At 71.7% G+C, this 26,539-nt stretch carries 24 protein-coding genes and 1 pseudogene; 14 read left to right on the top strand and 11 right to left on the bottom strand.

Translation table 11 applies throughout. The annotated features are described in order from the left end of the window. Positions 1–2: 2 nt before the first annotated feature. On the bottom strand, positions 3–695 hold the full coding sequence (locus tag AB0367_RS24325) for a response regulator transcription factor (protein ID WP_366228773.1): 693 nt from the start codon (positions 693–695) through the stop codon (positions 3–5). Between the two features lie 17 nt (positions 696–712). Further along, positions 713–1,576, bottom strand: coding sequence for a histidine kinase (locus tag AB0367_RS24320; protein WP_366228700.1), 864 nt, complete (start codon positions 1,574–1,576; stop codon positions 713–715). Positions 1,577–1,775: 199 nt separating this feature from the next. Between AB0367_RS24320 and AB0367_RS24315 the strand changes: the two genes are divergently transcribed. From AB0367_RS24315 to AB0367_RS24305, 3 genes are read left to right on the top strand one after another with little or no spacing between them, the layout of a single operon-like run. Beyond that, positions 1,776–3,734 (top strand): hypothetical protein, encoded by a 1,959-nt coding sequence (locus AB0367_RS24315; protein WP_366228772.1) that lies wholly within the window; start codon positions 1,776–1,778, stop codon positions 3,732–3,734. A gap of 12 nt (positions 3,735–3,746) precedes the next feature. Continuing rightward, a complete protein-coding gene (locus tag AB0367_RS24310) occupies positions 3,747–4,424 on the top strand; it encodes an ATP-binding cassette domain-containing protein (protein ID WP_366228699.1) in 678 nt (225 codons plus the stop codon). Then, the gene (locus AB0367_RS24305) at positions 4,421–4,777 is read left to right on the top strand and encodes a hypothetical protein (protein ID WP_366228698.1); all 357 of its coding nucleotides are present in this window, start codon (positions 4,421–4,423) and stop codon (positions 4,775–4,777) included. Before AB0367_RS24310 ends, AB0367_RS24305 begins: the two co-directional genes overlap by 4 nt. A gap of 61 nt (positions 4,778–4,838) precedes the next feature. Here the strand turns inward: AB0367_RS24305 and AB0367_RS24300 are convergent, their stop codons facing one another. From AB0367_RS24300 to AB0367_RS24290, 3 genes are all read right to left on the bottom strand, one after another. Next, positions 4,839–5,177 (bottom strand): lactococcin 972 family bacteriocin, encoded by a 339-nt coding sequence (locus tag AB0367_RS24300; RefSeq protein WP_366228697.1) that lies wholly within the window; start codon positions 5,175–5,177, stop codon positions 4,839–4,841. A gap of 151 nt (positions 5,178–5,328) precedes the next feature. After that, positions 5,329–6,042 carry a response regulator transcription factor gene (locus AB0367_RS24295; protein ID WP_366228771.1) on the bottom strand — a complete coding sequence of 238 codons (714 nt, stop codon included), beginning with the start codon at positions 6,040–6,042 and terminating at the stop codon, positions 5,329–5,331. A gap of 475 nt (positions 6,043–6,517) precedes the next feature. Next, positions 6,518–7,141 (bottom strand): CGNR zinc finger domain-containing protein, encoded by a 624-nt coding sequence (locus AB0367_RS24290; RefSeq protein WP_366228696.1) that lies wholly within the window; start codon positions 7,139–7,141, stop codon positions 6,518–6,520. 138 nt (positions 7,142–7,279) lie between these two features. On the opposite strand from AB0367_RS24290, the gene AB0367_RS24285 reads away from it, so the two are divergent. The 8 genes from AB0367_RS24285 to AB0367_RS24250 all read left to right on the top strand — a co-directional run bounded on the left by AB0367_RS24285 (position 7,280) and on the right by AB0367_RS24250 (position 17,708). Then, positions 7,280–8,695: an MFS transporter gene (locus AB0367_RS24285; protein ID WP_366228695.1), complete on the top strand. Its 1,416-nt coding sequence runs from the start codon at positions 7,280–7,282 to the stop codon at positions 8,693–8,695. After that, the gene (locus AB0367_RS24280) at positions 8,685–9,380 is read left to right on the top strand and encodes an MOSC N-terminal beta barrel domain-containing protein (RefSeq protein WP_366228694.1); all 696 of its coding nucleotides are present in this window, start codon (positions 8,685–8,687) and stop codon (positions 9,378–9,380) included. Before AB0367_RS24285 ends, AB0367_RS24280 begins: the two co-directional genes overlap by 11 nt. A gap of 471 nt (positions 9,381–9,851) precedes the next feature. Continuing rightward, positions 9,852–10,901, top strand: a complete 1,050-nt coding sequence (locus AB0367_RS24275; RefSeq protein ID WP_366228693.1) for an iron-containing redox enzyme family protein — start codon at positions 9,852–9,854, stop codon at positions 10,899–10,901. A gap of 56 nt (positions 10,902–10,957) precedes the next feature. Further along, entirely contained in the window at positions 10,958–11,665 is a 708-nt protein-coding gene (locus tag AB0367_RS24270; protein ID WP_366228692.1) for a 2OG-Fe dioxygenase family protein, read from the top strand. A 19-nt stretch (positions 11,666–11,684) separates the two neighbouring features. Next, positions 11,685–12,584 (top strand): diaminopimelate epimerase, encoded by a 900-nt coding sequence (gene dapF, locus AB0367_RS24265; RefSeq protein ID WP_366228691.1) that lies wholly within the window; start codon positions 11,685–11,687, stop codon positions 12,582–12,584. Next, complete coding sequence (locus tag AB0367_RS24260; protein ID WP_366228690.1) at positions 12,581–13,696, top strand: pyridoxal phosphate-dependent aminotransferase; 1,116 nt, start codon at positions 12,581–12,583, stop codon at positions 13,694–13,696. Before dapF ends, AB0367_RS24260 begins: the two co-directional genes overlap by 4 nt. Then, a complete protein-coding gene (locus tag AB0367_RS24255; RefSeq protein ID WP_366228689.1) occupies positions 13,693–16,905 on the top strand; it encodes an amino acid adenylation domain-containing protein in 3,213 nt (1,070 codons plus the stop codon). The genes AB0367_RS24260 and AB0367_RS24255 overlap by 4 nt, the downstream gene beginning before the upstream one ends. Beyond that, positions 16,905–17,708 carry an alpha/beta fold hydrolase gene (locus AB0367_RS24250; RefSeq protein ID WP_366228688.1) on the top strand — a complete coding sequence of 268 codons (804 nt, stop codon included), beginning with the start codon at positions 16,905–16,907 and terminating at the stop codon, positions 17,706–17,708. Before AB0367_RS24255 ends, AB0367_RS24250 begins: the two co-directional genes overlap by 1 nt. Positions 17,709–17,869: 161 nt before the next feature. Here the strand turns inward: AB0367_RS24250 and AB0367_RS24245 are convergent, their stop codons facing one another. Together AB0367_RS24245 and AB0367_RS24240 are read right to left on the bottom strand one after the other, a co-directional pair. Continuing rightward, positions 17,870–21,055, bottom strand: a complete 3,186-nt coding sequence (locus tag AB0367_RS24245; RefSeq protein ID WP_366228687.1) for a tetratricopeptide repeat protein — start codon at positions 21,053–21,055, stop codon at positions 17,870–17,872. A gap of 302 nt (positions 21,056–21,357) precedes the next feature. Beyond that, positions 21,358–21,723 (bottom strand): annotated as a pseudogene (locus AB0367_RS24240) (DUF6444 domain-containing protein); the annotation flags it as partial. A gap of 182 nt (positions 21,724–21,905) precedes the next feature. Here AB0367_RS24240 and AB0367_RS24235 point away from each other — a divergent pair. Together AB0367_RS24235 and AB0367_RS24230 are read left to right on the top strand one after the other, a co-directional pair. After that, entirely contained in the window at positions 21,906–23,162 is a 1,257-nt protein-coding gene (locus AB0367_RS24235; protein ID WP_366228686.1) for an O-antigen ligase family protein, read from the top strand. Next, complete coding sequence (locus tag AB0367_RS24230) at positions 23,159–23,605, top strand: hypothetical protein (RefSeq protein ID WP_366228685.1); 447 nt, start codon at positions 23,159–23,161, stop codon at positions 23,603–23,605. The genes AB0367_RS24235 and AB0367_RS24230 overlap by 4 nt, the downstream gene beginning before the upstream one ends. A gap of 50 nt (positions 23,606–23,655) precedes the next feature. Here the strand turns inward: AB0367_RS24230 and AB0367_RS24225 are convergent, their stop codons facing one another. Then, positions 23,656–23,853 carry a hypothetical protein gene (locus AB0367_RS24225; protein ID WP_366228684.1) on the bottom strand — a complete coding sequence of 66 codons (198 nt, stop codon included), beginning with the start codon at positions 23,851–23,853 and terminating at the stop codon, positions 23,656–23,658. Positions 23,854–23,985: 132 nt separating this feature from the next. On the opposite strand from AB0367_RS24225, the gene AB0367_RS24220 reads away from it, so the two are divergent. Then, entirely contained in the window at positions 23,986–24,849 is an 864-nt protein-coding gene (locus AB0367_RS24220) for a hypothetical protein (RefSeq protein ID WP_366228683.1), read from the top strand. On the opposite strand, the gene AB0367_RS24215 is transcribed toward AB0367_RS24220, so the two are convergent. The 3 genes from AB0367_RS24215 to AB0367_RS24205 form a co-directional block, all read right to left on the bottom strand. Continuing rightward, positions 24,812–25,219, bottom strand: coding sequence for a hypothetical protein (locus AB0367_RS24215; RefSeq protein ID WP_366228682.1), 408 nt, complete (start codon positions 25,217–25,219; stop codon positions 24,812–24,814). The genes AB0367_RS24220 and AB0367_RS24215 overlap by 38 nt on opposite strands. A gap of 369 nt (positions 25,220–25,588) precedes the next feature. Beyond that, positions 25,589–26,134 (bottom strand): hypothetical protein, encoded by a 546-nt coding sequence (locus AB0367_RS24210; RefSeq protein ID WP_366228681.1) that lies wholly within the window; start codon positions 26,132–26,134, stop codon positions 25,589–25,591. Between the two features lie 59 nt (positions 26,135–26,193). Continuing rightward, positions 26,194–26,511 (bottom strand): hypothetical protein, encoded by a 318-nt coding sequence (locus AB0367_RS24205; protein WP_366228680.1) that lies wholly within the window; start codon positions 26,509–26,511, stop codon positions 26,194–26,196. Positions 26,512–26,539: the final 28 nt, after the last annotated feature.

Genomic DNA, 26,539 nt, shown 5'->3' with positions numbered 1-26,539 from the left:
CGCTACGGTCGCCGGTGACGCGCAGGGGTCGCCGCGGGGTTCACCAGGCCGGCGTCGTACGCGGCGATCACCAGCTGCACCCGGTCGCGGGCCGCGAGCTTGCTCAGCAGGTGCGAGACGTGGGTCTTGACGGTCTTGACGGCGATGGTGAGGTGTTCCGCGATCTCGTCGTTCGACAGCCCTTGCCCGATGAGGCCGAGCACCTCGACCTCCCGGGCGGTGAGGCCGTCGAGCCGCGAGGGCCCGGCGGAACCGCCGCCAGCGGTGTGCCGCTTGTAGACGAAGTGCTCGACGAGGCGGGCCAGGATCGACGGGGCGAAGAGCCACTCGCCGCCGTGCGTGCGCCGGATGGCGTCGAGCAGGTCGTCGGGCCGGCTGTCCTTGAGCAGGAAGCCGCTGGCCCCGGCGCGCAGCGCGTGGAAGACGTACTCGTCGAGGTCGAACATGCTCAGGACCAGCACCCGGGTGTGCGCGAGCTCTGGCAGCCGGCAGATGGTCCGGGTCGCCTCGATGCCGTCGACCCGCGGCATGCGGACGTCCATGAGCACCACGTCGGGCGCGGTCCTCCGGGCGACGGTCACCGCCTCGACCCCGTCGCCGGCCTCACCCACCACGGCGAGACCCAGCTCCGCATCGATGATCATGGCCAGACTTCGCCGGAGCAGCGGCTCATCGTCGACGAGGACGACCCGCACGGGCCGGTCGGCTCTGGTCACGCCGCTCCCTCCGGGATGGTGACCTCGAGGCAGAACCCCGCCCGGCCTTCGTGTTCCTCCGCCCGCGGCCCCGCCGTCAGGGTCCCGCCCAGGCTGGCCACCCGTTCCCGCAGCCCGATGAGGCCGTGCCCGGCGCCGGGCCGGACGGCCCAGCCGCGGCTGGGCCCATCGTCGTTGATGATCACGCTGACGGCGGCCCGGGTCCGCGCCAGGCGGACGTCGACGTTGGTCGACCCGGCGTACCGTACGGTGTTGGCCAGCCCTTCGCGGACGATGCGGCAGATCGCCACCTGGGCGCCCTGGGACACCGGCCCGAGCTCCTCGTGGTGCAACTCGACGGCCAGCCCGGCCCGGCGGGCGCCGTCGATGATCTCCGGTAGGGCAGCCAAGGTGTCCGCAGGGTGGCGGGCCGGTTCGTCGTCGGCCTCCCGCAGCGCGTCCAGCATGCGCCGCAACTCGACCGTCGCCGTTCGGCTGATGGCCTCCACGTCCTCGATGGCGGCCAGGAGGGCCCCTTCGTCCGGCTTGCGGGCGTGCAGGTGCGCGGCGCCCGCCGCCCGCACGGTGATCAGGCCGAGGCCGTGGGACACGAGGTCGTGCAGGTCGCGGGCGATGCGCAGCCGCTCGGCGAGCACCGCCTCCGCGGCGTCCCTGCGGGCCATCGCCACCTCGTGCTCGACCCGCTCGACCCGCAGCCGGACGATTGCCCAGACCGAGAGCGCCCCGGAGCCGACCAACAGGATGGTGATGAAGGGCCAGGTCAACCCGAGCGCGAAGACCGCGGTCACCACGACGAGCAGCGCACCGGCGGGCACCAGCCACAACCATGATGAACGGGAGCGACGCCGACTCTCGTTCATGCGCCGAGCCTACCGCTTCTGCTGGCTGCCGCATCGGACCACGGTCTGATGGACCCAGGGCCGACTCGGGCCCCGGGTGCCGACTCCGGACCGATGTCTCGTCGCGATCCGTGTGGTTGCTTGGAGTACGGCGGGCGGCATCCACCTCCCGCCGGTGTCCGGCAGTCGCCAGGGAGGGTCGTTGTACAGGCGTGTGGTAATGGTGGTCGCCGGGGCGTTGTTCGCCCTTCTGGCGCTGGTGGCGGCGATCGTCACCGACCTGCATGACCGGGACTTTCCGCAGGCGATCGGCGCGCAGAGCCGACTGGGCCTGGACTTCGGCGAGTCGCGGCTCAGCGACCAAGAGGCGTTCGCGATGCTGACGCAGGCGGATGCCGACTGGCACCTGGGCCTGGTGAAGATCGCCCCCGACCTGGCCGGCGGTGGCCACGAGCGGGTCTTCGTCGCCCTCAACGACACCGGCCTGCCCGCGACGTTCCGCTGGTTCAGCGGCGCCAGCGCGGGCAGGGTCGTCGGCCGGGACCGGCTGGCCAATTCCCCGCCCGGCGGGTCTTACCTCGTGACCGGCGACGGCGGCCGGCTCAGCGAGCTCGAGACCCGGCTCAGCGGCGCGGGCGTCCGCGTGACCCGCACCGATGCGTCCGTCATCGACAGTCTCCGGTTCACCATGAGGGAGGGCGGCTTCGGCACGGCGGTATTGGCCGCGTTCGCCCTCATCGCAGCGCTCGCCCTGTTCTGGCTGTCGATGAAGGCGCGCAGCCGCGCGCTGCGGGTGCTCGGCGGCTGCCCGGCGCTGCGGATCCAGGCGCAAGACCTGGGCGGGTTCGCCGGCGCGTTGCTGCTCCCGGCGGGCGCCGTCACGCTCGCGGCCGCCGCCTACGTCTGGGTGTCCCACGGCCGGCTATTCGTCGGCCCCCTCCTCAAGGCGCTGTCCGGCCTGGAGTTCGGGGTCATCGCGGTGTCGCTGCTCGTCGCCCTCGCCATGTCGGCGTCCGCGTGGCCGAGCGCCGCCATCCTCGCCACCCGGCAGCCCGCGGTGAAGAGCCTGCGTTCGGCGGCCGCGGTCATCCAGGCGCTGACGTTCCTGCTGGTGGTGGCCACGGCCGGGCCGGCCTGGTCGGCGTATCGAAGCTCGGCGGCCACCGCGGCCGAGATGGCACAGTGGGAGAACCTCGCGGACCAGGTCTCCGTCCAGTTCGGGATGAGCGACGCGGAGATGACCGCTGTCGAGCCCCAGATCGGCGACTTGGTCGAGGACGCCGAGTCGGTCGGTGCGGTCGCGTACTCGTACACCTTCTCGCGGGACGTCTGGAGGGGCGACCTTGGCGACTATTCGGCGGTGACCTTCGTGAACCAGCGCTGGCTCGACCTGATGACGGCGAGGGCTCCCGCGAACGCGCTCGCGCCGGTGCCGTACGACCGCGTCAAAGCTCTGGTCAACCGGGAGTTCGGCGAGACGTTCGCGCTGCTCGCACGGAACCAGGGCCGCCCCAGCGAGGAGACCTTCTCGGGATTCGCCTTCCGGCAGCCGGTCGGCGGATTCCGGCTGCCGGTCGGTGAAGGGGGCGACGGCGGGAGCCTCCGCTTCCTCGGTGACGTCCTCGTCGCCGTCGTGCCCTCCCTGCACCTGACGATCAACGATCGGAACCTGACGTCGATGGTCTCGACCAGGAACCTTGTGTTCACCGGTGTGGCGGCCACGCAGGCGCTGCTCGAACGCCACGGCCTGTCCGCCGGCGCCCTGAGCGGTCCGGGGATCAAGGGCGGGCTGAGCGTCGTCTACGTCGCGGAGGAAGGGCTGCTGCGCGCGCAGTTCATGGCCTACGTCGTCTGGCTGATGAACCTTGCGCTGGCCGCGCTGGTCGTCGCCTTCACGGTCGCGGCTGCGATCAGCGCGCTGATCACCGCCCTGCTGCATGCGAAGCGCGACTTCCCGCTCAGGCTGTCCGGCCGGTCCTGGCCGCAGATCCTGCAGCGTCGGGTGACCAGGGAACTGCTGGCCGGCGCGGTGCTCGTGACCCTCGTCGCGCTGCTGCAGAGACCCGACGCGACAGGCGCCCTGCTGGTCGCCGCGGTGTTCGGGGTTCTCGTTGTACCGCTGAGTCATCTGTGTGCCGCGAACTGGTGTTTCGCCGGCGTGAGCCGGCGCCGAATCTGATGGGAGTTCCAGATGCTGATTGAGGCCGAGGGCGTCGCCGTGGCGATCGGCGGGCGGCCGGTGCTCGACGGCGAGTTCGTGCACTGCGAGCCCGGCACGATGACCGCCCTGGTCGGCCCGAGCGGGTCCGGGAAGACCACGTTGCTGCACTGTCTCGGGCTGCTGCTCCCGGTCGATCGCGGCCGCATCCTGATCGACGGGAAGGATGTCACGAAGTACGGCTCGGCGGCGCGGCGCCGGTTCTGGCGTGACCACGCGGCGTTCGTACTGCAGGACTACGGCATCATGGACGACGAGTCGGTCGCCTTCAACGTCACCATGCAGTCGAGCCCCCTGGGCCGGCGGGCCACCGGTGACAGGAAGCGGCTGGCCCAGGTCCTCGAACAGACCGGGCTGGCGGGACGCCAGGACGAGGCGGCCAGCCACCTCAGCGGCGGTGAGAAGCAGCGGCTCGCCCTGGCCCGGGCCATCTACAAGCGAGCCGCGGTCGTCTTCGTCGACGAGCCCACCGCGTCGCTCGACGCCGCCAACCGGATGAAGGTCATCGACCTGTTCACGGAGTTCGCCGCGAACGGCTGCACGGTCATCGTGTCCACGCACGACTTCCAAATGATCGAGGCCTGCGGCGTCCGGCACGAGATCGGCAGCGGACGAATCAGCAACCCCACCAGAGCGGAGAACTCCCGATGAGGCTGATTTCCAAGATCGTGATTGGTGCCGTCGCGGTGGCCGTCATTGGTACGGGCGCGGCTGCGGCCCTCGGCGGCGTGTTCCCGATGTCGAGCGACACGCACCCGCCCTGCGAGCAGCTGCCGACCGCGGCCGAGGCCAACGCGGCGCTGGCCCGCAACCAGGCCCTCGCCCAGGACATCGAGGCGCTGGGTGGCGGTATCTCCGTGGGGGTGGGCTCGCCGTGCCCCAAGGGGCAGGACCGCGCACTGATCCAGGTGACGTACGAATCGAAGTCCGAGCGCGACGCCATCGGCGGCCTGCTCACGCGCCGCGACGGGTTCGGCGTTCCGGTGTACCTCGTCGAGCGGTAGGCGGCTGACGCACCTGTGGCTCGGCGACCGACGTCGCCGAGCCACAGGGGTCAGACCGCGGTCAGCAGGTGCGGTAGTAGTAGCTGGCCTCGAGACCAGGCGAGTTGATGGTCGAGATCTCGGCGATCGACTTCTGGCCGGAGGCGGTGTCGATGCTCCGCGACCGGCTGGTCTCAGACCCGTCGATGTACCGGATCACCGTCGAACCGTGGCACCGGTTGACCGTGTAGTGGGAACGGACCTTCACGTCCCAGAAACCGTACTGCCAGGTTCCGCCCTCCGACGGGTACTGCGTGTGCGTCCCCACGCTCACCCACGCCTGCGCTGGCTCCGCGACGACGCCCGTCACGGCGGCGGAAAGTGCCACCCCGGCGAGCGCGAGCTTGACCGTTCGTTTCACTGGGATCCCCAATCGTGAAACGACTCGAGGCCGTTCCCCGAGTCCGCAACCAATCCCCGGTGCGAACCGGTGCTGGTTGCCGAACTCAGGAAATCGTATTGACGTCTGACTGTCCCGATCCATTCAGACTGTTTCTGATCTGGCCGTTCCGTCAACCAATCGGGAGTTCTCCTGCCTGAACGGCCAGGTACACCAGGTGGGCGCGGTTGCTCGCCTGGTATCTTGCGCTCATGTTAGAAAGGTGATATTTTACGGCGCTTTCGCTGCGGTGAAGACGTTTGGCGATCTGGCCTACCGTCAGGCCGTCGGCAACGAGCGCCAGAACTCTGCGCTCCTGCTGTGTCAGGCTCGTCTCCGTGTCGCTGGCCTCGGCGGACGGGAGACCCGCACTGGGCCGGGCGAGGAGGTTGAGGAGATGACCGCCGAGCGCTGGACTGAGCCAGCGCCGCCCGCGGTGCACCGCCTTGATGGCGCCACTGAGCTGCGGGGCTTGGTCGTTCGCAGTCACGATCCCATCGACGCCGCGCTGGACGAGATCCCGCAGGACGTCGACGTCAGACAGGTCGTCGGGCGCTAGGGCCACCACCGCGATGTCCGCGAGCGAGTCCTCGGCGCGAGGGCCGAAGAAATCGCGCAGGCTTCCCGCTATCGCAATGTCCACCAGAAGTACGTCCGGCCGCCGAGCCTGCACCTCGCCCACCAAGGCGACCGTACCGACGGAAGTCTCCGACACCGCAAAGCCGGGAAACGGCTTGATCAGCGCGGCGATGCCAGCCCGGAGCACCTCGTTGCAAGCGGCGATGAGGACATATACTAGCCCCGCTTCCCGTTCGAACCTGGTGGGATCTCCTGCGTCAGCGGACATCACCACGCGCGACCCCCTCCGCCGCACCTTCCGGGAGACGGCTGCGGGACATGAGGGGCCAGAGTGGACCTCCGCTTCCACCCGGTCGCCCGACGGCACAATTGACGCCCCGGCGGCCAGGGTCTGCCCACCCGGGCGGCTGGACATGCACGGGAATCGACCACGGTGTCCCTCCTGATCTTTCATATTATTTGCTCCTCTCAATATTATATCGCAACGTAAGGGTAACAATCGGTTCTCCAGGGGATTGCGGACCCGTCGTTGTTTCGATTTGTTCGGTTACGTGATGGAATCGCCGACAAGGCCGGCGATGCAAGGCTGTACCTGCCGATAACGCCATCCGGGCAGCTCAGGCGGCGTGCTCGTATTGGTGAAGGACACCACCGGGGTGGTCACGCCGGTGGATGCCTAGCCGGCGGCTCGGGCGTCGCCGCCGACGGTGGCGGTGTTGGCCTCGAAGCGACCCCGTGGGCCGTCAGTCCTCGCGGTGGCGCAGGTAGTGGCGGGCGGCGCGGGCGCGGTTGCCGCAGGCGGTCGAGCAGAACTCGCGGCGTGGATGGTCCTTGACGAAGATCTGCACGCAGCCGGGCGCCCGGCAGGCGCGCAGGTCGCCGACGACCGCGCCGCCGAGCATCGCGATCGCGTCCTGGGCCAGCGTGGTCAGGGCCGCCGGCTGCGCGGTGCGCTCGGTGTGCCAGACCACCCGGAGTCCGCGGCCGGACCGCACCAGGGCCGGCCAGCTCGGGCCGCCGGCGGAGAGCTGGTTGAGCAGGGCGACGGCGTCCGCGCCGCCCCCGCCGGCCGCCGCGCGCTCGTCGCCGGGGTCCGACATGGCGTCGGCGACGAGCTCACGGATGGCGTCCCGGAGCTCGACGAAGGGGACGACGTCGGCGTCGGCGTCCACGGCCGGCGGCCCGGAGAGGCCGAGCTCCCCGGCGTGCCGGGTGAGCCAGTCCCGCAGGAGCTCGGGTGTGCCGATGCCGTCGCGGGCCTGGCCGCGCACCGCGTAGCGGGTGTTGGCGAACCGTAGCGAGAGGGGCGCGGTCCTGGCCGGGTGCGCGGCCGGGACGATCCCCGGGTCCTCGGCGTCGGCGCTCATGGCGACATCCTATCGGTTTCTCACGGGAGTTGGCGCTTGCAAGCGTTGGAACGCCGTGACATTCTCTAACGGATAGATAGCCAATACAGCGTTAGAACAAACGTGTCGGAGCTGGCAGCCCGGACGGAAAGGGCAGAGATGACCACGGCGAGCACCACGGACTCACCAGTCGCCGAGCCCGAGGACGCCGTCCCCGCCACTCCCGACTCGCTGTGGCACAACGTCGACTTCCTGAAGTTCTGGTTCGGCGAGACCCTGTCGTTGTTCGGCAGCCACGTCACCGTGCTGGCGCTGCCGCTGACCGCCGTCATCGTCTTCAACGCCAGCGACGAGCAGGTCGGCCTGCTGCGCTTCCTGCAGCTGGTGCCGTATCTCGGCCTCGCGCTGCTCCTCGGCCTGTGGGTGGACCGCGTCCGGCGCCGGCCGGTGATGATCGCGGCCAACGTCGTGCGGCTCGTGCTCATCGCGTCGGTGCCGGTGTTGTACTGGCTGGACCTGCTCAACATGGTGACGCTGCTCGTCATCGCATGTCTCGTCGGCGTGGCCTCGGTGGCGTTCGACGTGAGCTGGATGTCGTACGTGCCGGCGCTGGTCAAGGACCCCAAGCACTACGTCGAGGCCAACTCCAAGCTGGGCACGACCTCGTCCGCCGCGGACGTGGCCGGCCCCGGCATCGCGGGCCTGCTGGTCTCCGCGCTCACCGCGCCGGTGGCCATGATCGTCGACGCGTTCTCGTTCCTCGCTTCGGTGGTCTCACTGCTGCTGATCCGCACGCCGGAGGCGCCGCCGAAGCCGGCGACGGAGCGGCGACATCTGCTCCGGGAGCTGCGCGACGGCCTGGTCTGGGTCTTCGGCAACCGGATCCTGCGGCCGCTGGCCCTGGTCGCGCCGTTCTGCAACTTCTCCCTCGTCACCGTGTGGACGATGTTCCTGCTCTTCGCGGTCCGCGATGTCGGGCTCAACCCGGCGACGGTCGGCCTGGTCCTCTCCGCCGCCTCCGTCGGCGGCCTCGCGGGCGCGGCCGCCTCCCGCAAGCTCATCAAGCGGTTCCCGATCGGCCTGGTCTATGCCGTCTCGATGTCCGCGATCTTCGTCAGCCCCCTGCTGATCCCGCTGGCCGCGGGGCCGGCGCCGGTCCAGGTGGGCGTGTTCATCGTCTCGTTCTTCCTGAGCTACGGGGGCCTCGGCGTCGCGGGTGTCGTCATGATCTCCCTGCGGCAGACCTGCACGCCCCCGTCGCTGATGGGCCGGATGAACGCCGCGTTCCGCACCGTCCTGTTCGGCGGCGGCTCGCTGGGCGGCCTCTTCGCCGGCATCCTGGCCGGGGCGTTCGGCCCCCGGGACGCGATCACCGGCGCCGCGATCGGCTCGGCGCTCGTGGTCATCGGGCTGGTCATCTCGCCGGTGAGCCGGCTGAAGGAGATGCCGCCGGCGGCGACCGAGGCCGACCGGACGGGCGCGCCGCCCGAGCCCACTCCGGATGAGCCGGCTCCGGCCGGGACCGCCGCGGCGGAGGCCGGGGCGGCGGGGAGCGGGGCTGACGATGCGCGTTGAGCAACTGTGGCGCTTCCCGGTCAAGTCGATGCGGGGCGAGCAGCTCAGGTCGGCCACCGTGACCAAGGACGGGATCGCCGGCGACCGCCTGATCCACGTGCGCAACCACCACGGCGTGGTGACCGCCCGCACCCGCTCGGGGCTGCTGGGCCTGGCCGCGACGACCGACGAGGACGGCGAGGTCCTGGTCGACGGGCTGCCGTGGAAGGACCCGGCGGTCTCCGCGGCGATCGAGCGGGTGACCGGACCGGGCGTCGAGGCGGTCCAGTATGCCGGCCGCGAGCGCTTCGACGTCATGCCCCTGCTGGTCGCCACCGACGGCGGCATCACCGCGTTCGCCAACAGTGGGCGGCGGCTGCGGCCCAACATCGTCGTGGGGGGCGTGGACGGGCTGGCCGAGCGGGACTGGCCGGGCCGGACGCTGCGCATCGGCGAGGTCGTGATCGGCATGCTGAAGCTGCGGCAGCGCTGCGTCGTCACCACATTCGACCCCGACACCGGCGAGCAGGACCTCGACGTGCTGCGGCGGATCAATCGGGAGTTCGACGGGCGGGTCGCGCTGGACTGCTGGGTGGAGCGGCCCGGCACCATCAGCGTCGGCGACCCGGTCGAGGTCGTCGACGAGCATCTTGAGCCCCCGCCCCGGGGCGGCTGGATCGTCGGCGCCCCGTACACCGTGCCGTGACCGGCGTCCATCCGGCCGATGTCGATGCGTCACCTGTCGCGTCCTGGCAATGGGTGGGTTCCAGTTCATGTTTCGTTTCTGTTTCGGTCCGCCGGGTTGGAATGGAGTGATCGCCGTATCGCCGTAGTGCTCTAAATTGTCGCCGTCACCTGCGACAGGCGCGTCTACCTGCAATTGACCGGACGCGTGTCAAATTGACTCGGCGGACATTACGAAGCTGCTGTTACAAGGTTCGGGCGAAAGTCCAGAGCCTTGGTAACTTGTGCGAAAAATACCTGCCCAAGCACGGTTTGGCCGCCATGCATTGTGAACGGAGATTGTCAACCAGGAGACACGTGTTAAGTGCTCCTGTGTATTGACGATCGGCTACGTCCGGTGCGATATTGATTACGCCGCGGAGTTGTAGATCAGGCAACCGTGCCGGGCTCGTGGATCCGAGCGCTCGGCCGGTGTCCCTTTCTGGGAGAACCCGTGACCATTATCGACAGTCCCTCTCTGGTTACCGCCGGGCGCTACGACGAATTGAACATCGTAGACGAGATCTCGTCGTTTCTCGCATTGCCGGCGGAGCGCGTCGACCAGCTCCTCGCCGCCGATCGGGAACCGATCAAGGCGGCCGTGCGCGCGCTCAACGACAGCGTGCGGTCCGGCGACGCCGGGGCGCTCTACCGCCAGCAACTGCTCCTGAGCCGTATCTACGCGACCATCATGAAGATCCCCGACTCGGCCACCTCGGAGGGGTCGATCATCATCCACGAGGTCACCCGCCTGCTGGAGATCGCGACCATCGCGGCGGAGGATCGATGGATCGAGCCGGGCACGATCGAGGCCGCCCCCGACGGAGGTCCGGCCTACCTGTCCTGGCTCAAGGGCCTCGCCCGGACGCACCCCGTGTTCAAGCACCCGTACTACGCCGAGTTCATCAACCGTCAGGCGAGCCGGGACGACCTGCGCACGTACGTGATCCAGGAGTCGCTGGTCGACGGCCGGTTCGACGACTTCCTCGCCATGATGCAGGTCGGCACTGTCGGCGCGGCGAAGATGGAGATCGCGAACAACTTCTGGGACGAGATGGGCAACGGCGAGCCCGAAGAGGTTCACACCACCCTCTTCAACCAGATATACCAGGTCTTCGACATCGTGGAAGAGGAGCTCGAGGCGGCGATGACCGCCAACGACCTGCTCTCCGGCAACCTGGCCGTGCTGCTGTGCCGCTACCGGCACCTCTACCCGGAGGCCGTCGGCTACCTCGGCATGACGGAGTGGCTCGCCCCGGACCGGTTCCGCAACGTCGTGCGGGCCTGGGAGCGGCTCGGCCTGCCGGATGTGGGCATCGTCTACCACCGGCTGCACGTGACCATCGACTCCCGGCACGCCGCCGGCTGGTTCCACAACGTGGTCGTGCCCGCCAGCACGTCCGAGTACATGCGTCGCGGCATCGCCCGCGGCTCGCTCTGGCGGCTCAACTCCTCCGCCCGGCACCTGGACGAGCGGCTGGCCCAGGCCGTCGCCGGGACCTGATCGAGATCGATGTCGCAACGACCCCGCAGCACGTGCGGAAGAGGAAGGACGCTGTCATGCCATTGAATCCGCAGGGTTACGTGATCATCGATCTACCGCCCATCACGCCGGAGATCCTGGAGAGCTACGAGCGGCTCCCGCTGGACGAGTACATGGGCAACCTCACCCGGTACAAGCGGTTCTCGCAGTACCGCCTGTCCTGGACCGCGGACGACGACTGGCACTTCGAGAAGCTGGCGCATCGCGACTACACCGCCTTCAAGCAGTTCAACCCGGTCGGCGGCGGTATCAAGCGCAAGTACGAGCCGCTCGAGGCCGACTTCACCCCGTTCATCCGGGCCGGCATCGAGGCGCTGCAGCTCGACAACTCGGAGGACTGGCAGATCAACGTCCACCAGAACCGGACGATCGCCACCCCGCAGAAGCCGGGCCAGCTCACCCCGGAGGGCGTGCACCACGACGGCCACGAGTTCGTGCTCATCGGCATCCTGCGCCGGCACAGCGTGTCCGGCGGCGTGACCCGGCTGTGGAACCCGGGCGAGGACAAGCCGTTCTGGGACGGCGTGCTCGAGCCGGGGCAGGCGGTCGTCATCGACGACCGCGCGATCGCCCACGACGTCACCGACGTGCTGCCCGAGAACGGCAACCCGGGCAACCGCGACATCTTCATCACCGCCTTCTCCCGCTGGAAGGAGAAGTGGTACGGCGACGAGCACGACCGGGCGGTGCTCGAGGGGGCCGGCGACAGCCCGTCCTCCATGTGACAACGGAGTTGGAGCAGCAGTGCCGGAATTCTGGAAGTACCACGCGCTCGGCAACGACTACCTCGTGATCGACTCCCGCCAGGTGGCGTGGGAGCCGGCCGGGGACGTCGTCCGGCGGCTCTGCGACCGGCATCTCGGCGTCGGCGCCGACGGGGTCCTCTTCGGCCCCGTCGGCCCGGCCCGGCCCGGCGCGGAGACCGGCCTGCGCATCTTCAACTCCGACGGCAGCGCCTGCGAGCGCAGCGCGAACGGCATACGCATGTTCGCGCTCCACCTCGCCCGCCACCACCTGCCCGGCGAGCGCGCGTTCGTCATCCGCACGGACGCCGGGGTGACCCGCGCCGACATCCCCGACTTCGCGGCCGGCGTGGTCCGGGTGGCCATGGACCCCGCCTCCTTCCGGGCCGCCGACCTGCCGGTGACCGGCCTCACCGGCGCCGCGGTCAACTGGCCGCTGGACGTCGACGGCGAGACCCTGACGGTGACGTCACTGCACAACGGCAACCCGCACACCGTGCTCTTCCTCGAGGCGGACGAGCCCGGGCTCGCCCACCGGCTGGGCCCGCGGATCGCCGGTCACCCCCGCTTCCCGGCCCGGACCAACGTCGAGTTCGTCCGGGTCGCCGACCGCGCCACGCTCGACGTGGAGATCTGGGAGCGGGGCGCCGGCTACACGCTCGCCTCAGGCAGCGGTAGCTGGGCGGCGGCCAGTGCCGCCCGTGTGCTCGGCCTGGTCGACGAGCACGTCACCTGCCGCATGCCCGGCGGCTCCCTCGACCTGGCCTTCAACCCGGATTCGTCCGGCACCATGACCGGGGTCATCGAGGAGGTGGCGAGCGGCGCCTTCTCGGCGGAGCTGCGCGCCCGGCTGCGCCTCGACGAGCCGGTCGCCCTCACCCGGATAGGAGTACAGGCATGACCGCCACCTCGATCTCCTGGACCGGTCCGGGCGGGGCCGGACCCGCGATGTACCCGATGCGCCGGTGGGTCTTCGAGGACTCGCTGGGCCGGTACGACATCGATCTCGGCGACAGCCACGTCAAGTGCGGCACGCTCGACCAGCTGACCAGCGTCGGCGCGCTCGAGCTCAACTACGGCGTCGACCGCGGCAGCGCCCCGCTGGCCGAGCTGATCGCCGCGCGCTACGGCGGGTCGGCCGAGCACGTGCTGGTCACGCACGGCTCGCAGGAGGCGCTCTACCTGCTCTACGCCACGCTGCTGCGCCCCGGCGACCGGGTGATCGCCTTCCGGCCCGGCTGGCAGCAGGCCTGGGACGTGCCCGAGCGCCTCGGCGGTCAGGTCGAGCTGCTCGACCTGACCGAGGACTTCGACCTCGACCTCGACCGGCTCGCCGCGGCCGGCGGCGACGACCTCCGCCTGATCACGGTCAACACCCCGAGCAACCCGACCGGGCGGCGGCTCCGGCCGCACGAGTTCGACGCGCTGCTCGCGCTGGCCGAGCGGTCCGGCGCCTACCTCGTCCTCGACGAGGAGTATGTGCTCGACCTGTCCGAGTCCCGGGCGCTCGGCGCGGACCGGGTCATCTCGGTCTCCAGCGTTTCCAAGGTCTACGGCTTCCCCGGGCTGCGGGTCGGGTGGATGTACGGGCCGCTGGACGTGATCCGGGAGTGCATCGAGTACAAGCACTTCACCTCGATCTCCAACTCGGTGCTGTGCGAGGCCCTCGCCGCCGACGTGCTGGCCCGCCAGGAGCGCTGGGCCCGGGAGTACCATCGGCTCGTCGGCGGCGGCCTCAGCATCCTGACCGGGTGGGCCGCGTCGCACGCGGAACAGGTCCGGCTCGTCCCGCCGGAGGGGACCCCCTTCGCCTGGCTGCACCTGCGTACCGCGGAGTCGTCGCTGAGCTTCGTCCGCCGGGTGCTCGGGCACGGCGTGCTGGTCATGCCGGCCGAGACGTTCGGCACCGTCCGCGGGCTGAGAATCAGTTTTGCCCGGGAGCCGGAGCAGCTGCTGGATGGGCTGCGCCGGGTCAGTCAGTCATTCGCCGAGTCAGAGGACCGAGCCACGTGAACACGAGTGTGCCCCAGGGCGAGCCGGGGGAGTCGCCCGCCGACGTGGAGGCCCTGGGCCTGCCGCTGTCGTTCGGACAGGAACAGCTGTGGTTCCTCGACCAGCTGGCCCCGGGTGAGACGACGTACAACATCCTGCTCGCGTGGCGCCTGCGCGGACCGCTCGACGCCGAGGTGCTGCGGCACAGCGTGAGCTTCGTGATCGGCCGGCACGCCGCCCTGCGCACGACGATCGGCAGCCGCGACGGGCAGCCATTCCAGCGGATCGCCGAACCGTCCGATGTGGACATCACGCTGGTCGACCTGACGGCGCTGCCGGCCGACGGACACGACGCGGCCGTGGACGCCGAGATCGCCGAGCAGACCCGGACGGCGTTCGACCTCGAGGCCGGCCCGCTCTACCGCTTCCGGCTGCTGCGGCTGGCCGGCGACCACCATGTGCTGCTGCAGGCCTACCACCACATCGTGACCGACGGCTGGTCCTCGGGGATCCTCAACGCCGACCTGTCCGCCGCGTACCAGGCATTCCTGGCCGGCGAGCAGCCGACACTGCCCGAGCCCGAGCTGACCTACGCCGAGTTCGCCGGCGGCCAGCGGGAGCGCCTGCAGGGCGACGCGCTGAACGAGGAGCTGACCTTCTGGGCCGACCGGCTCAAGGATCTGCCGGTGCTGGAGCTGCCCACCGACCGGCCGCGCCCGGTCTCGACGTCGCACCACGGCGGCTCGGTGATCCGCGCGCTGCCCCCGCACCTGCTCACGGCGGCCCGGCAGCTCTCCGCCGACAACGGGACCTCGCTGTTCGTGACACTGGCGACCGCGGTCAACGTCGTGCTCAGCCGGTACACCGGCGCCGAGGACATTCCGGTGGGTGTACCGCTCCTCGGCCGCCCCGAGCCGGAGTTGGAGGACATCGTCGGCCTGTTCGTCAACATGGTCGTGCTGCGCTGCGACCTCAGCGGCGACCCGACCTTCACCGAGCTGCTCGAGCGCTCCGCCGACGCCAACCTGGACCTCTACGAGCACCAGGAGGTCCCGTTCCACCAGATCGTCGACCGCATCCAGCCCGAGCGCGACCCGAGCCGCAACCCGCTGTTCCAGGTCTCGATCCAGCTGCTCGGCGGCGCGACCTCCGGCGACAACGTCCACCTGCCCGGCATCTCGGCCGAGTACGTGCTGCTGCCGTCGGTGCGCTCCCGCTTCGACCTCACGCTCAACTTCGTCGAGACCGCCACCACGCTGAGCGCGTCGATCGAGTACTCGGCCGACCTGTTCGACCGGTGGCGGATCGAGGCGCTGCTCGATCACGTCGAGACCGTTCTGGCGGCGGTGAGCGAGGATCCCGGGCTGCGGCTGTCGGAGGTACCGCTGCTGCCGGCCGCGGAGCGCGAGGAGATCCTGGCCTGGGGCCGAGGCGAGGTCGTGCCCTACGCCGAGGGCCCGCTGCACGAGGGCGTCGCCGCGATCGCCCGCGCGACCCCCGATGCGGTCGCGGTGCTCTGCAACGACGTCGAGCTGACCTACGCCGAGCTCGACCGCCGCGCCGACCGGCTCGCCCGGCACCTGCGCGCGCTCGGCCTGCGGGCCGGTCAGGTCGTGGCGGTCGTCATCGACCGCGACCTCGACGCCTACGTCACCATGCTCGGCATCCTCAAGGCCGGCGGCGCGTTCGCGATGCTCGACCCGAAGAACCCGGTCAGCCGGATCGAGTACATGATCCGCGACACGAAGGCGCCAGTCGTCGTCACCCGGTCCGAGTTCGCCGGGCAGGTGCCCGCGTCGGACGATTGGGCCACCGTGCGCATCGACACGGACTGGCCCGCGATCGAGGCGATCCCGGCCGACGAGCCGCTGGCCGAGTGGGCGACCCGGGAGTCGCTGGCCTACATCCTCTACACCTCCGGGTCGACGGGCGCGCCGAAGGGCGTGATGATCGCGCACCGGGCGGTGTCGTACTTCGCGGAGGCGTACCGCCGCAGCTTCGGCTTCGGCCCCCACGACCGCCTGCTGCAGCTGCCCGCGCTCACCTTCGACATGTCGCAGGGCGAGATCTGGACCGCGTTCCTGGTCGGCGCGACGGTCGTCGCGGTGTCGCCGGAGGACGCCCAGTCGCCGGACTCGCTGACCAGCCTCATGCGCAACCAGCGGGTGACCTACGCGGGCCTGCCGCCGGCGATGCAGTCCGTGCTCGACGCCGACTCGTACCCTGACCTGCGGTACGTGATGGGCGGCGCCGAGAAGCTGCCGCCCGAGCTGGTCAACAAGTGGAACCTGCCCGGCCGCACCTACCTCAACCTGTACGGCCCGACCGAGGCGGCCATCGCCTGCACCGAATACGTCTGCGAGCACATCACCTGGACGACGTCGCCGCCGATCGGCCGGCCCCACATCAACCGCCAGGTCTACATCGTCGACCACCACCGCAACCTGCTGCCGAAGGGCATCGCGGGCGAGCTGCTGATCGGCGGGGAGGAGGGCGGACTCGCCCGCGGCTACCTCAACCAGCCGGAGCTGACCGCCGAGAAGTTCGTCCCGGACCCGCTCGACCCCCAGCGCACGGTGTACCGCAGCGGCGACCTGGTCCAGTGGAACCAGGCCGGGCAGCTCGAGATCCTCGGCCGGATCGACAACCAGGTCAAGCTGCGCGGGCTGCGCATCGAGCTCGGCGAGATCGAGGCCGCGTTGCAGGCCCACCCCGCGGTCGACCGGGCGGTGGTGCTGCTGCGCCCCGACCGGCAGGGCGAGGACCGGCTGGTGGGCTACTGGACCACGCCCGCCGGCCAGGCCTCGGCGAGCCCGGCCGACCTCCGCACCCACCTCGGCACCACGCTGCCCGACTACATGGTGCCGGCGGCGTGGGTCGCGCTGCAGGAGTTCCCGCTCAGCGGCGGCTGGAAGATCAACCGCAAGGCGCTCCCGGAGCCGGCCGAGGCCGACGACGCCGGCGAGGAGTTCGTCGGACCGCGCACCCCGACCGAGGAGGCGGTGGCGAAGATATTCGCCGAGGTCCTGTCGGTCCCCCGGATCGGCGCCGACGAGAGCTTCTTCGGCATCGGCGGCAACTCGCTGCAGGCGATGCGGGTCGTCGGCCGGATCAACAAGACGTTCAAGGTGAAGATCAGTATCAGGCTGCTGTACGGCAACGCGACCGTCGCCGCCATCTCGGCGGCCGTCGATGAGAAGCTGTCGTCCAAGCCCGCCGTGGAGGCCTGATGTCCGCCGACCTGGACCGCATCATCCCGCTCGCCGACGAGGGCGAGGGGACCCCGCTTTTCTGCGTGCACGCCGTCTCCGGGTCGGCGTACTCCTACGCCGGCCTGGCCAACCTGCTCAGCGCCGAGCGGCCGGTCCTCGGCTTCGAGGCGCCCGGCTTCGACGACGAGCGCACGCCGCTGCGGTCGCTGCCCGCGCTCTGCGAGGAGTACGCCGACACGCTGCGGGAGTTCCGGCCCGCCGGCGAGATCCTGTTACTGGGCTGGTCGATGGGGGGCGTGATCGCCTTCGACATGGCGCAGCGGCTCACCGCCGCCGGCGTCCGCGTGGCGCGGCTCGTGCTGGTCGACGTCGGCCTGCCCTGGGTCGCGGACCTGCCGCCGGAGAAGGAGATCCAGCGCCGGTTCATGGGCGACATGATGGGCATCGCCGGTGCGCCGCCGGCCGCCCTCGACGCGGTCTTCGCCGGGCTGCCGGACGACGTCGAACCGGAGGTCACCTTCGCCGCCGTCGAGGCCGCGGCCATCCTGCCCGAGGAGATCGACGCTGACATGCTCGGCGACCGGTTCGTGGTCTTCCGTGCCCACATCGAGGCGCTGTTCGCCTTCGAGGTGACGGAGAAGTACCACGGCCCGGTGGTCCACATCATGTCCGCGGACTCGAAGCCCGAGTACATGCGGTGGGACCGGGTCGCGACCGACCTGACCGAGCACATCGTGCCGGGCGACCACCACTCCATCTGGTCCGCGGACAAGCTCCCGGCGCTGGCCGAGCTCGTCCGGGCCGCCCTGGCTGGAGTCTGACCGGGAGGGCTCCGGCCGCGGGTGCGGCCGGAGCCCCCCTGCGCGGACCGGCGGGCGGCGGGATAGCGTGCGAGTCGGGATCGACGGCCGCCAGCACCGCGCGACGGTGGTGTGCTGAAGGGGGCGACCGCTCTCGTTTGCCGGCGCCCGCGATACGACCGTCACGGAGCTGATCTTCGAGCTCCCCGCAGCGCCGTGCTGACCCGCTCGGCGTCGGGCAGGCCCAGATCGGTGTAGACGGTCAGGGCGTGCCGCCACGCGCGCCGGGCGCCGGCCCGGTCGCCAGCCGCAGCGTAGAGGCCTGCCAGGCCCTCGTGGGCGACGGCCTCTTGGAGCCGCTCGCCGGTCTCCGCGGCGAGGGCGAGGGCCTCGGTGTAGCGGTCCCGCGCCGCGTCCGGCTCGCCCGCGGCGGCCAGTGCGGCGCCCAGCCCGTTGAGCGTGTCGATCTCGCCGGCGCGCGCCCCGATCTCGCGGAACAGGCTCAGGGCGCGATGGTGGTGCACGATCGCCTCCCCGGACCGGCCGAGGACGAGCAGCGCGCGGGCCAGGTTGTGCAGCGCGTCGGCCTGTCCGGCGGGGTAGCCGATGTCGGCACAGATCGCGTAGGCCTGCTCGTGACACTCGACGGCCCAGGCGGCGGCGCCGGACTCCTGGCGGAGCAGGCCCAGCGTGTCCAGCGCGTAGGCCTCGCCGTGCCGGGCGCCGAGCTCGCGCAGCAGTATGAGGGCCCGGTCGAGGCCGTCGGCCGCGGCCTCGAGGTCGCCGAACTGCCGGTTGCCGGTGCTGATGTGGACGAGCTGGATCGCCTCGCCGAGCCGGTGGCCGGCCGCCCGGAACGTGTCGAGGGCGGCGTAGTGGTACTTGCGGGCGCTCTCGTAGTCGCCGAGGCGCCATGCGGCGTTGCCGATCAGCTCCTGGCTGCGCCCCTCGCCGGCGGCGTCACCGGCCGCCCGGAACCGTTCCAGCGCCTGGTGGTGCAGCTCGACGGCGTCGGCGAAGCGGCCGAGCCGCAGGTAGGTGACGCCGAGATGGTTCAGCGCCGTGGCCTCGGCGGTGGGGTCGCCGTGCTCCCGGGCGGCCTCGCGGGCCCGGGAGTGCAGGTCCTGCGCCTCGGTGTAGTAGCCCAGGTCGAGGTACCGCTGCAGGGTCCGGGCGATGGCGATCGTCTCGGCGGGCCGGCCGAGCCCGGCGAGCGCGACGGCGTTGGCGCGTTCGCGGTCCAGCCAGGCCCGGGCGGCGGCCACCTGGTCGAACAAGCCGGTCGGGGCGGCGTCCGACTCGCCGGGCAGGACGGTCGCGATGGCGGCCGTGGCCGTGTCCACGTAGTACTCGATGAGGCGGCCGAGGGCCGCGATCCGCACGGGGTCGGGGTCCTCCTCGCGGCCGCGCTCGGCGGCGTACGCGTGCAGCACGTCGTGCATCGTGAAGCGGCCGGTTTCCGGCTCGGCGAGCAGGTGCGCGCCCGTGAGCTCGGCCAGCAGCGGCGCGACCTCGGCCTGGCTGTGCCCCGCGAGCCGGGCCGCGCCAGCCGCCCCGAGGTCGGGGCCGGGATGCTGGCCGAGGAGGCGCAGCAGCCGGGCGGCGGCCGGTGTCAGCTGCCGGTAGGAGCAGTCGAGGACGGCGCGCACGTCGGTGCCGGGCTCGTCGCCGTGCAGCGCGTCGAGGCGGTCGGCCAGCTCGGCCGCGAGACTCGCGAGCGGCAGGCCCGGCCTGGTCGCCGCCCGGGCGGCGACGACGGCGAGGGCGAGCGGCAGCCGGGCGCACCGCTCGACGATCGCGTCGACCGCTTCGGCCTCCTCCCGGATCCGCTCCGCGCCCAACCGGCGGGTCAGCAGCGCGCGGGCCTCGTTGGCGGGGAGCAGATCCAGCAGTACCGGTTGCGCGCCCTCGGTCGCGACCAGCCCGGTGAGGCGGTGGCGGCTGGTGACGAGGGCCACGCAGCCGGGCGCGGCCGGCAGCAGCGGGCGGACCTGGTCCGCGTCACGGGCATTGTCGAGCAGCACGAGCATCCGCCGGCCGGAGAGCAGCGTCCGGTACTGCGCGGCGCGCGCCTCGAGATCGCCCGGCACCCGCCCCGGCGGCAGCCCCAGAGCGGTCAGGAAGCCGTGCAGCGCCCCGGCGGCGGTGACCGCGTCGCCGGTGGGGTGGAAGCCGCGGAGGTTGACGTAGAGCTGCCCGTCTGGGAACCGGGCCCGCACCCGGTGCCCCCAGTGCACGGCGAGCGTCGTCTTGCCCACGCCGGCGGTACCCGACACGACGATGACGGCCGCCGACCCGAGCCGGTCGAGCGCCGCGACGGCGGCCCCGCGCCCGGCGAACGCCTGCAGGTCGGCCGGCAGCTGGGCCGGTGCCGGCCGGGCGGGCGCGGCGACCGGCGCGGGTGCCTGCGGTACCACCGCGGGCTCCTGCCGCAGCACCCGCCGGTGCGCGGCCATCAGTTCGGGGCCCGGCTCGACGCCGAGCTCGCCGACGAGCCGCTGCCGGATGCGCCCGTAGACCGCGAGCGCGTCGGCCTGGCGCCCCTCGGCCGCCAGCACCGCGATGAGCTGCGCGTGCAGCAGCTCGTGGAGCGGGTGCGCGGCGGCGAGGTCGCGCAGGGCGGGCAGGCAGCGGTGAGCCTGCCCGGCGGCGAGGGCGAACTCGGCGTGGCGCAGCGCCATCCGCACCCGCTCCTCCACGATGGTGGTGACGAGCGGGTGGTCGCGTAGCTGCGGCACATCCTCCAGCGGCGCGCCCCGCCACTGCCGGGCGGCCCGCTCCAGCAGATCGAGCGCCTGCTCGGGCGGAGCCGCGCCGGCCGCCAGGACATCCCGCCGGAACGCGCCGAGGTCGAGCCGGTCGTCGGCGAGCTCGAGCCGGTACCCGCCCGGCGTCCGGTGGATGACCGGGTCCCCGTCGCGCCCGCCCGGGCGCAGTGCCGAGCGCAGCCGTGACAGGTGCGTGTAGAGCGCGCCTGCGGCGTCCGCCGGCCGGCCGCCGTCGTGCAGCAGCTCGAGCAGGTCCGCCAGCGGTACCGCCGCATTGGCCGACAGCGCGAGCCGCCCGAACACCGCCCGCCGGGCCCCGCGTCCGACCGGCACCGCCTCGCCGCCGCGCTGCACGACCAGCGGCCCGAGCACCCCGATCCGCACCGGCGCGTCGCCGTCGACGCCCGGCTCCTCAACGCCCAGCCCCAGCACCTCTGCGAGTGCCTCGGCCGACCCGCGGTGCGGCCGGCGGGTGCGCCCCTGCTCGAGGTCGCGGATCGCCGCCACGCTGAGCCCTACCCGCTCGGCCAGCTCCCGCTGACTGAGGCCGGCAGCCACGCGGTGCCGCCGCAGCAGCGCACCGAACTCCTCGTCACCCATACGAGCAGGGTACGGGTTTTACATGCAAGATCACGGAAAGGTTCACCCGTAATGATCGATCCGCGCCATTTTGGACGGGTGCCGCGGCCGATCACGGGGCGGCCGCGGCACTCGCCTGCTCGATGTCGCTGGCGGTGATCGTGTCGAGCGGTCGGCCTCGCCACTGCGTCGAATCGGACCGGGTGGCCAGGGTGCCGGCCGAGCTGGTGCAGCAGGGCGCGGGCGGAGATGCGGCCGGACGGGTCGAGCCGGGCTATGTCGAGCTCCGGCTCGGTGACCTGCCGCAACGTGAACCCGGACTCACCGGGCTGCTTGCCCGGCACCCGACCCGAGGACTGCCGCCGCGACCGCGGCGGCGGCTTGACCGGACCGTCCGACGACGGCGGCTTCGACGACGTCCGCGAATCCTTGCGCAGCAACGCCTCCAACTCGGCCACTCGCCGCGTCAACACCTCGATCCGCGCGTCCCGCTCAGCCAGCGCCGACTCCAGCCGGGCCAACCGTTCCAGCAACTCGGCAACCGGCGGGGAATCGGACACGCCGCCCAGGATGGGCAGACCACCCACCAAGATCAAGTCCCGCCCGCAAGAACCTGCTGAATGGTTACGTCTTGTCGATCGGTAACGCTCGAGGGGCCGGAAAGGTTCGTGTCGAATTCCTAACGGCATCTGATCGTCGCTGATCGCTATAGTCATCGAGAACAGACGCTCTGACGGGGAGGGCGAGTCTGGTGGATCCGCTTGTTCAGCAACGGTTTTCGACATCGACGCTCGCGCTTCTCGCGGCAGTCACGGCCGGTGTGGTCGCGCAGGGCGGGTTCTATCTCCCGGGCCGAATCGTGGCCAGCGTATTGGCGGCTGCGAGTCTCGTGCTCGCCGTGCGCGAGGGGGCCCGGTTCGACCGGGGGCTGCGGTGGATCGCCGTCACGGGGGCGGCGATCGTGCTGTGGGCCGGGGCCCGGGCCGCGATGACCGGCGGGTGGGGGACCGCCGGGGGCATCGCGCTGTCGCTGCTGGTGCTGCTGGCCGGGGTGGTCGTGGCCCGGCGGGCGGCGGCGGCCGACCTGGCCACCGGGCTGACCGGGATCGGGGCGCTGGTCGCGGTCACCGGGTGGGCCGGGGTGGCCTGGCGGATCGAGCGGTGGTCGGTGCTCGTCGAGTCGACGATCTGGCGGGCCGCCTCGACCCTGACCTACCCGAACGCGGCCGCCGCGGTCCTCGCCGTGGCGGGGCTGCTGGCGCTCGCGCTGCTGCTGGCCGGGCCGGGATCGATCGGGCGGGCCTGGGTGCTCTACCTGATCCTGGCCGGGCTCGGGGCGACGCTGAGCCGGGCCGGCGGGCTGGCCTTCGCCGCGGGAGTCCTGCTGTTCCTCATCTTCGCTCCGGTACGTCAAGTGCTCCGCCACCTCGCCCCGGCCCTGCTGGGCGCGGCGATCGCCGTGGCCGCCCTCGTGCCCTCGTTCCCGGTCGCGGCCGAGCCCGATCCGCTCCTGGCGCTGGCGGGGCTCGCGGTCGGCGGGCTGGTGGCCGTACACCTGCCGCGGCTGCCCGGCAGATGGCTCGCGGCGGCGTGGGGGCTGGTGCTCGCCGCGGCCGCCGGCGGACTGGCGTTGCTGCTCACGCGGCCGCTGCCGGCCCGGCTCGAGGCGGTGTCGCAGCGGCGGTTCAACGTCGACTCGCGCGGCCGCAGCGGGGCGCTGCACTCGGCGCTGGACCAGGCCGCCGCCCATCCGCTGCTGGGCTCCGGGCCGGGGCAGGCGCGCTACTTCTGGCGGGACTACAGCGGCCAGCTCGTGGCGAGCCGGTGGGCGCACAACGAGTACCTGCAGTGGCTCGTCGACCTCGGCGCCGTCGGCCTCGTGCCGCTGGCCGCCCTCGGCGTCGCCATCGTCGTGCTGCTGCGGCGCGGGCGCGCCGGCGGGACGACACCACCGCTGTGGACCGGCGCGGTGGCGGCACTGGCCGCCCTCGCCGTGCACAGCGCCTTCGACTTCCTGTGGGAACTGGCGGTCGTGCCGCTGCTGATCGGCGTGCTGATCGGCCTGGCCGTCCCCTCCCACGGCGAAGAGCAGTCCGCACCATCCATCAACGGGGAGGTCCCTGCATGAAGCTCCAGAAGAAGCACCTCGGCGTGGGCGCGGTCGCGCTCGGCGCGGTGCTCGCGTTCGCCGTCCCGGCGGGCGCAGCCGTCAGCCTGCAGTCCGAGTCCAACGGCAGCGCGGCCGTCAAGATTGCCCAGAACGCCCAGCTGAAGGCGAAGGGCGCGGTGACCATCGTGACCCTGAACCTCACCTGCCCGGTGGGCAACCACTTCTGGGCGTCCACGGACGTCAGCCAGACGGTGAGCCCCAGCGCGACCACGCACGGGTCCGGCGCTCTCTACAACCAGTCCTGCACCGGCACCACCCAGAAGGTCAAGGTCACGGCGGCGGCCAGCCCGGCTCCCTTCATCCCCGGTGTCGCGTACGCCACCGCGCACGTGGAGGTCTACGGGAACACCAACGCCACCCTCGACACCGGTCGAGTGATCGTCAACGTCGACAACGGCTGAGCAACCCCCTTCGGTGCCGGGCGCCCTGGTGCGCCCGGCACCACCGGCGTTCAGATGTCGCCGTCGCCGTCCAGCGCCGCCACGCGGCCCAGGCCGAGCGTGACGGGCGGCGACGTCGCTCGGGCGGTGCGACGCGGCCAGCCGGGCGTTCTCCGCCCGTCCAGGCCGTTGGCCAGTGCCCGCCAGGGCTCCTCGGCGTCGCGGAACTCCCGGATGAGCGGCAGTCCGTCGGCGATGTCGGCGGTCACGCCGCAGAGCGCGCGAGTTCGGCTTCCGCGACCTTCGCCGGCGGATGGCGCTCGCCGGCGTGATATCCAGCCGCGGACCGTCATCGCCGTCCGCGGCTTGGTCGCGGACGGAACGGGATATCGTTGACGACCGTGATGGCGCTAGCGTTCGCGGTGGCCGGCGCGCTCGGCTACGGGATCGGCTCGATCGCCCAAGCCGCCGGAGCCCGGCGCGCCACCGGCACCGTGCGGGCGCTGGGCCATCCCCTGTACCTGGCCGGTCTCGGCTGCGACCTGCTGGCCTGGCTCGCCTCACTCATCGCGCTAAGGACGCTGCCCGTCTACCAGGTTCAGGCCGTCCTCGCTGGCTCCCTCGCGGTCACCGTCGTCGCCGCCCGGATCGTCCTGTCCGCCCGCATCCGGCCCCGTGACATGGCGGCAGTCGCGGTCACGGTCCTCGCGCTCGGCGTCCTGGCCGCAGCCTCCGGACCGCAGGACGACGTCAGGCCGTCCATGGCACTGAGGTACGCACTGGTCACCTCGGCGGTCCTGCTCGCGTGCGCCGGATGGCTCGCCACCCGAGGCGGGTCCGTCACGTCGGCCCGGCGGGCGGCGGTCTGTGCTGCACTGGCCGGTCTCGCGTACGGCGGCGCCGCGCTGTGCGCTCGAGCCCTGGCCCTGCCGGCACCCGGCACGGGACTTCGGGGCGTCCCCACCATCGTCGGCTCGCTCGCCACCGAGCCGCTCACGTGGGCGCTGGCCGTGTTCGGCGTCACCGGAACGCTGCTGTATGCCTTCGCTCTGCAGCACGGTCAGGTCGGGCCGGTGACCGCGGTGCTGTGGATCGCTGAGGTCCTCGCACCCTCCGCCGTGGGCGTCGCGGTCTTACACGACACGGTCCGGCCCGGCTGGGCGCCGTACGCCGCCCTCGCCGTCCTGGCCACCACCGCCGCGGCGGCCGTGCTGGCTACCGCACCGGCTACGGCGACCGCCACCGCGGAAGAGTCCGAATCCTGATCGCCGCCCGCGTCATCCGAACCACCGCTGCGCGAAGTCGATGCCACCGCGCTCGGCCGCGTCGAGGAACGGCCGGGTTGATCGCGAGCGCCAGCACGCCCGGCGAGCGGCCCACGGCGGGATCAGCGAGCAGCGCGGCGATGTCGTCGAGGGTGTCGGCCTGGCGCACCGCCGGCCGGTGCCGTTCCTCCAGCGATCCGCGGGCCGCAGTCGGCCCCTCTGCCTGGTTGGCGGCGCCCGGCCCCGGACCGTGCAGCGGCCGCGACGACTTTGCGGCGCGGCGCCCGCGCGGCCGTGGTCCGGCATCGCGGTACAGCAGCAGCGCCGGCTCCGCGAGGATGACGACGGCCGCGATGGCCGTGACGGTCACGACCACCGAGCGCGTCGCGGCGTACAGGCCGCCGACCCGGCGAACATCGCATTGATCAACAGGACCGCGACGCCCGCGTCCCGTCTCGAATGAACCTGCCCCACCATTGCCGCCCTCCGTCTCGTCGTCCGCTCCACTCGTGATGGCGGCGATCGACGGCGGAGCGTGCAGCTCTGCTCCCGGCGGCCAGGACGACACCGAGGTCGGAGGTCGAGTGCGTCAGCTGCAGCACGCCGAGCGACAATGCGACGGGGGGCAGCGTGTTGCCGATCATGGCGATCGCCTGCGCGGCGAACAGCTTCCGGAAGGCGCCGGAGCGCAACGGGGCGAACGCCTCACGCATCCCGTGGCCCCGCAGCGGTGCCCAGCTCAGCGCTCGGCGGGAGCCGTGTGCGCCAACGCGGCGATGAAGGGTTCCCGGACGCGGGGATCGCAGTGGGCCAGCTCCAGCGCGCGTTTCTCCCCGTCGGGGTCGCCGCCCGCGGTGTGGTCGGTGCCCCGGCCGCATGCGACCGGCATCGAACCGGCGCCGTCCCAGCCGGGACGCGACGGGAAGGTGACGTCGATGACAATCAGCGCTCCGTTCAACTCGATCGTCAGGTACCGGTGGACGTCCCACAGTCCTTCCTCAGGTACTGCGGCGGCCACCGCCGGGCCGAACGTGTGGGCCGTGTCCTGCGGCGTGCACAGGTAGACGCGGTGGACCAGCTGCGGTTTCGTCTGCGGCCAGCGTTCCGCCAGGACGATCGCCAGCAGGGCGTGTTTCGTCGAGCAGGTGCCCCGCCAGGCGGCGAGCGCCCCCTGCGGGCTCCGCTCGGCGGGACGCCCGTACGGTATCGAGTGCACCGCGTCGACGACCTCCGCCAATGTGGGGTCGTCCGGCAGGCCAGCTTTCGCGATCAACGATGTCAGCACCGTGACATTGTCGTCCCGCCGGTCGTGTCCGGCGGCGGACGCTGCGCGGCGCGGCGCGCTCAGCCATCCCGGCCCTCCAGGATCAGGCACAGCCCGACGTCGCGCAGGTACGCCTCCAGGTCGACGGCGCCGCCGCAGAGGGCCGCGGACAGTTCCCGGCCGGGGTTGGCCTTGACCTGTTCCACGAGCCCGCCGATGTCGGTCGGTTTCACGTCGTCCATGCGCCGGTCGCCCCACTGCTGCTCGATGCGGTTCCAGTAGCTGCTGTACGCGCGCAGCGTCCCCGGCCCGACGGCGGTACGGACGACCGGCAGGTACTCGCTGCGGTACACGGCATGGCCGAAATCTTCACATCGATCACGGTACGGTGTCCTCATGACGAGACTCCACTCGCGGACGTCACAT

The organism is Dactylosporangium sp. NPDC051484 (genome assembly GCF_040689395.1).
Classification (GTDB): Bacteria; Actinomycetota; Actinomycetes; order Mycobacteriales; family Micromonosporaceae; genus Dactylosporangium.
The sequence above is the reverse complement of the archived record's forward strand: the minus strand, read 5'-3'. Positions and strand labels throughout refer to the sequence as shown.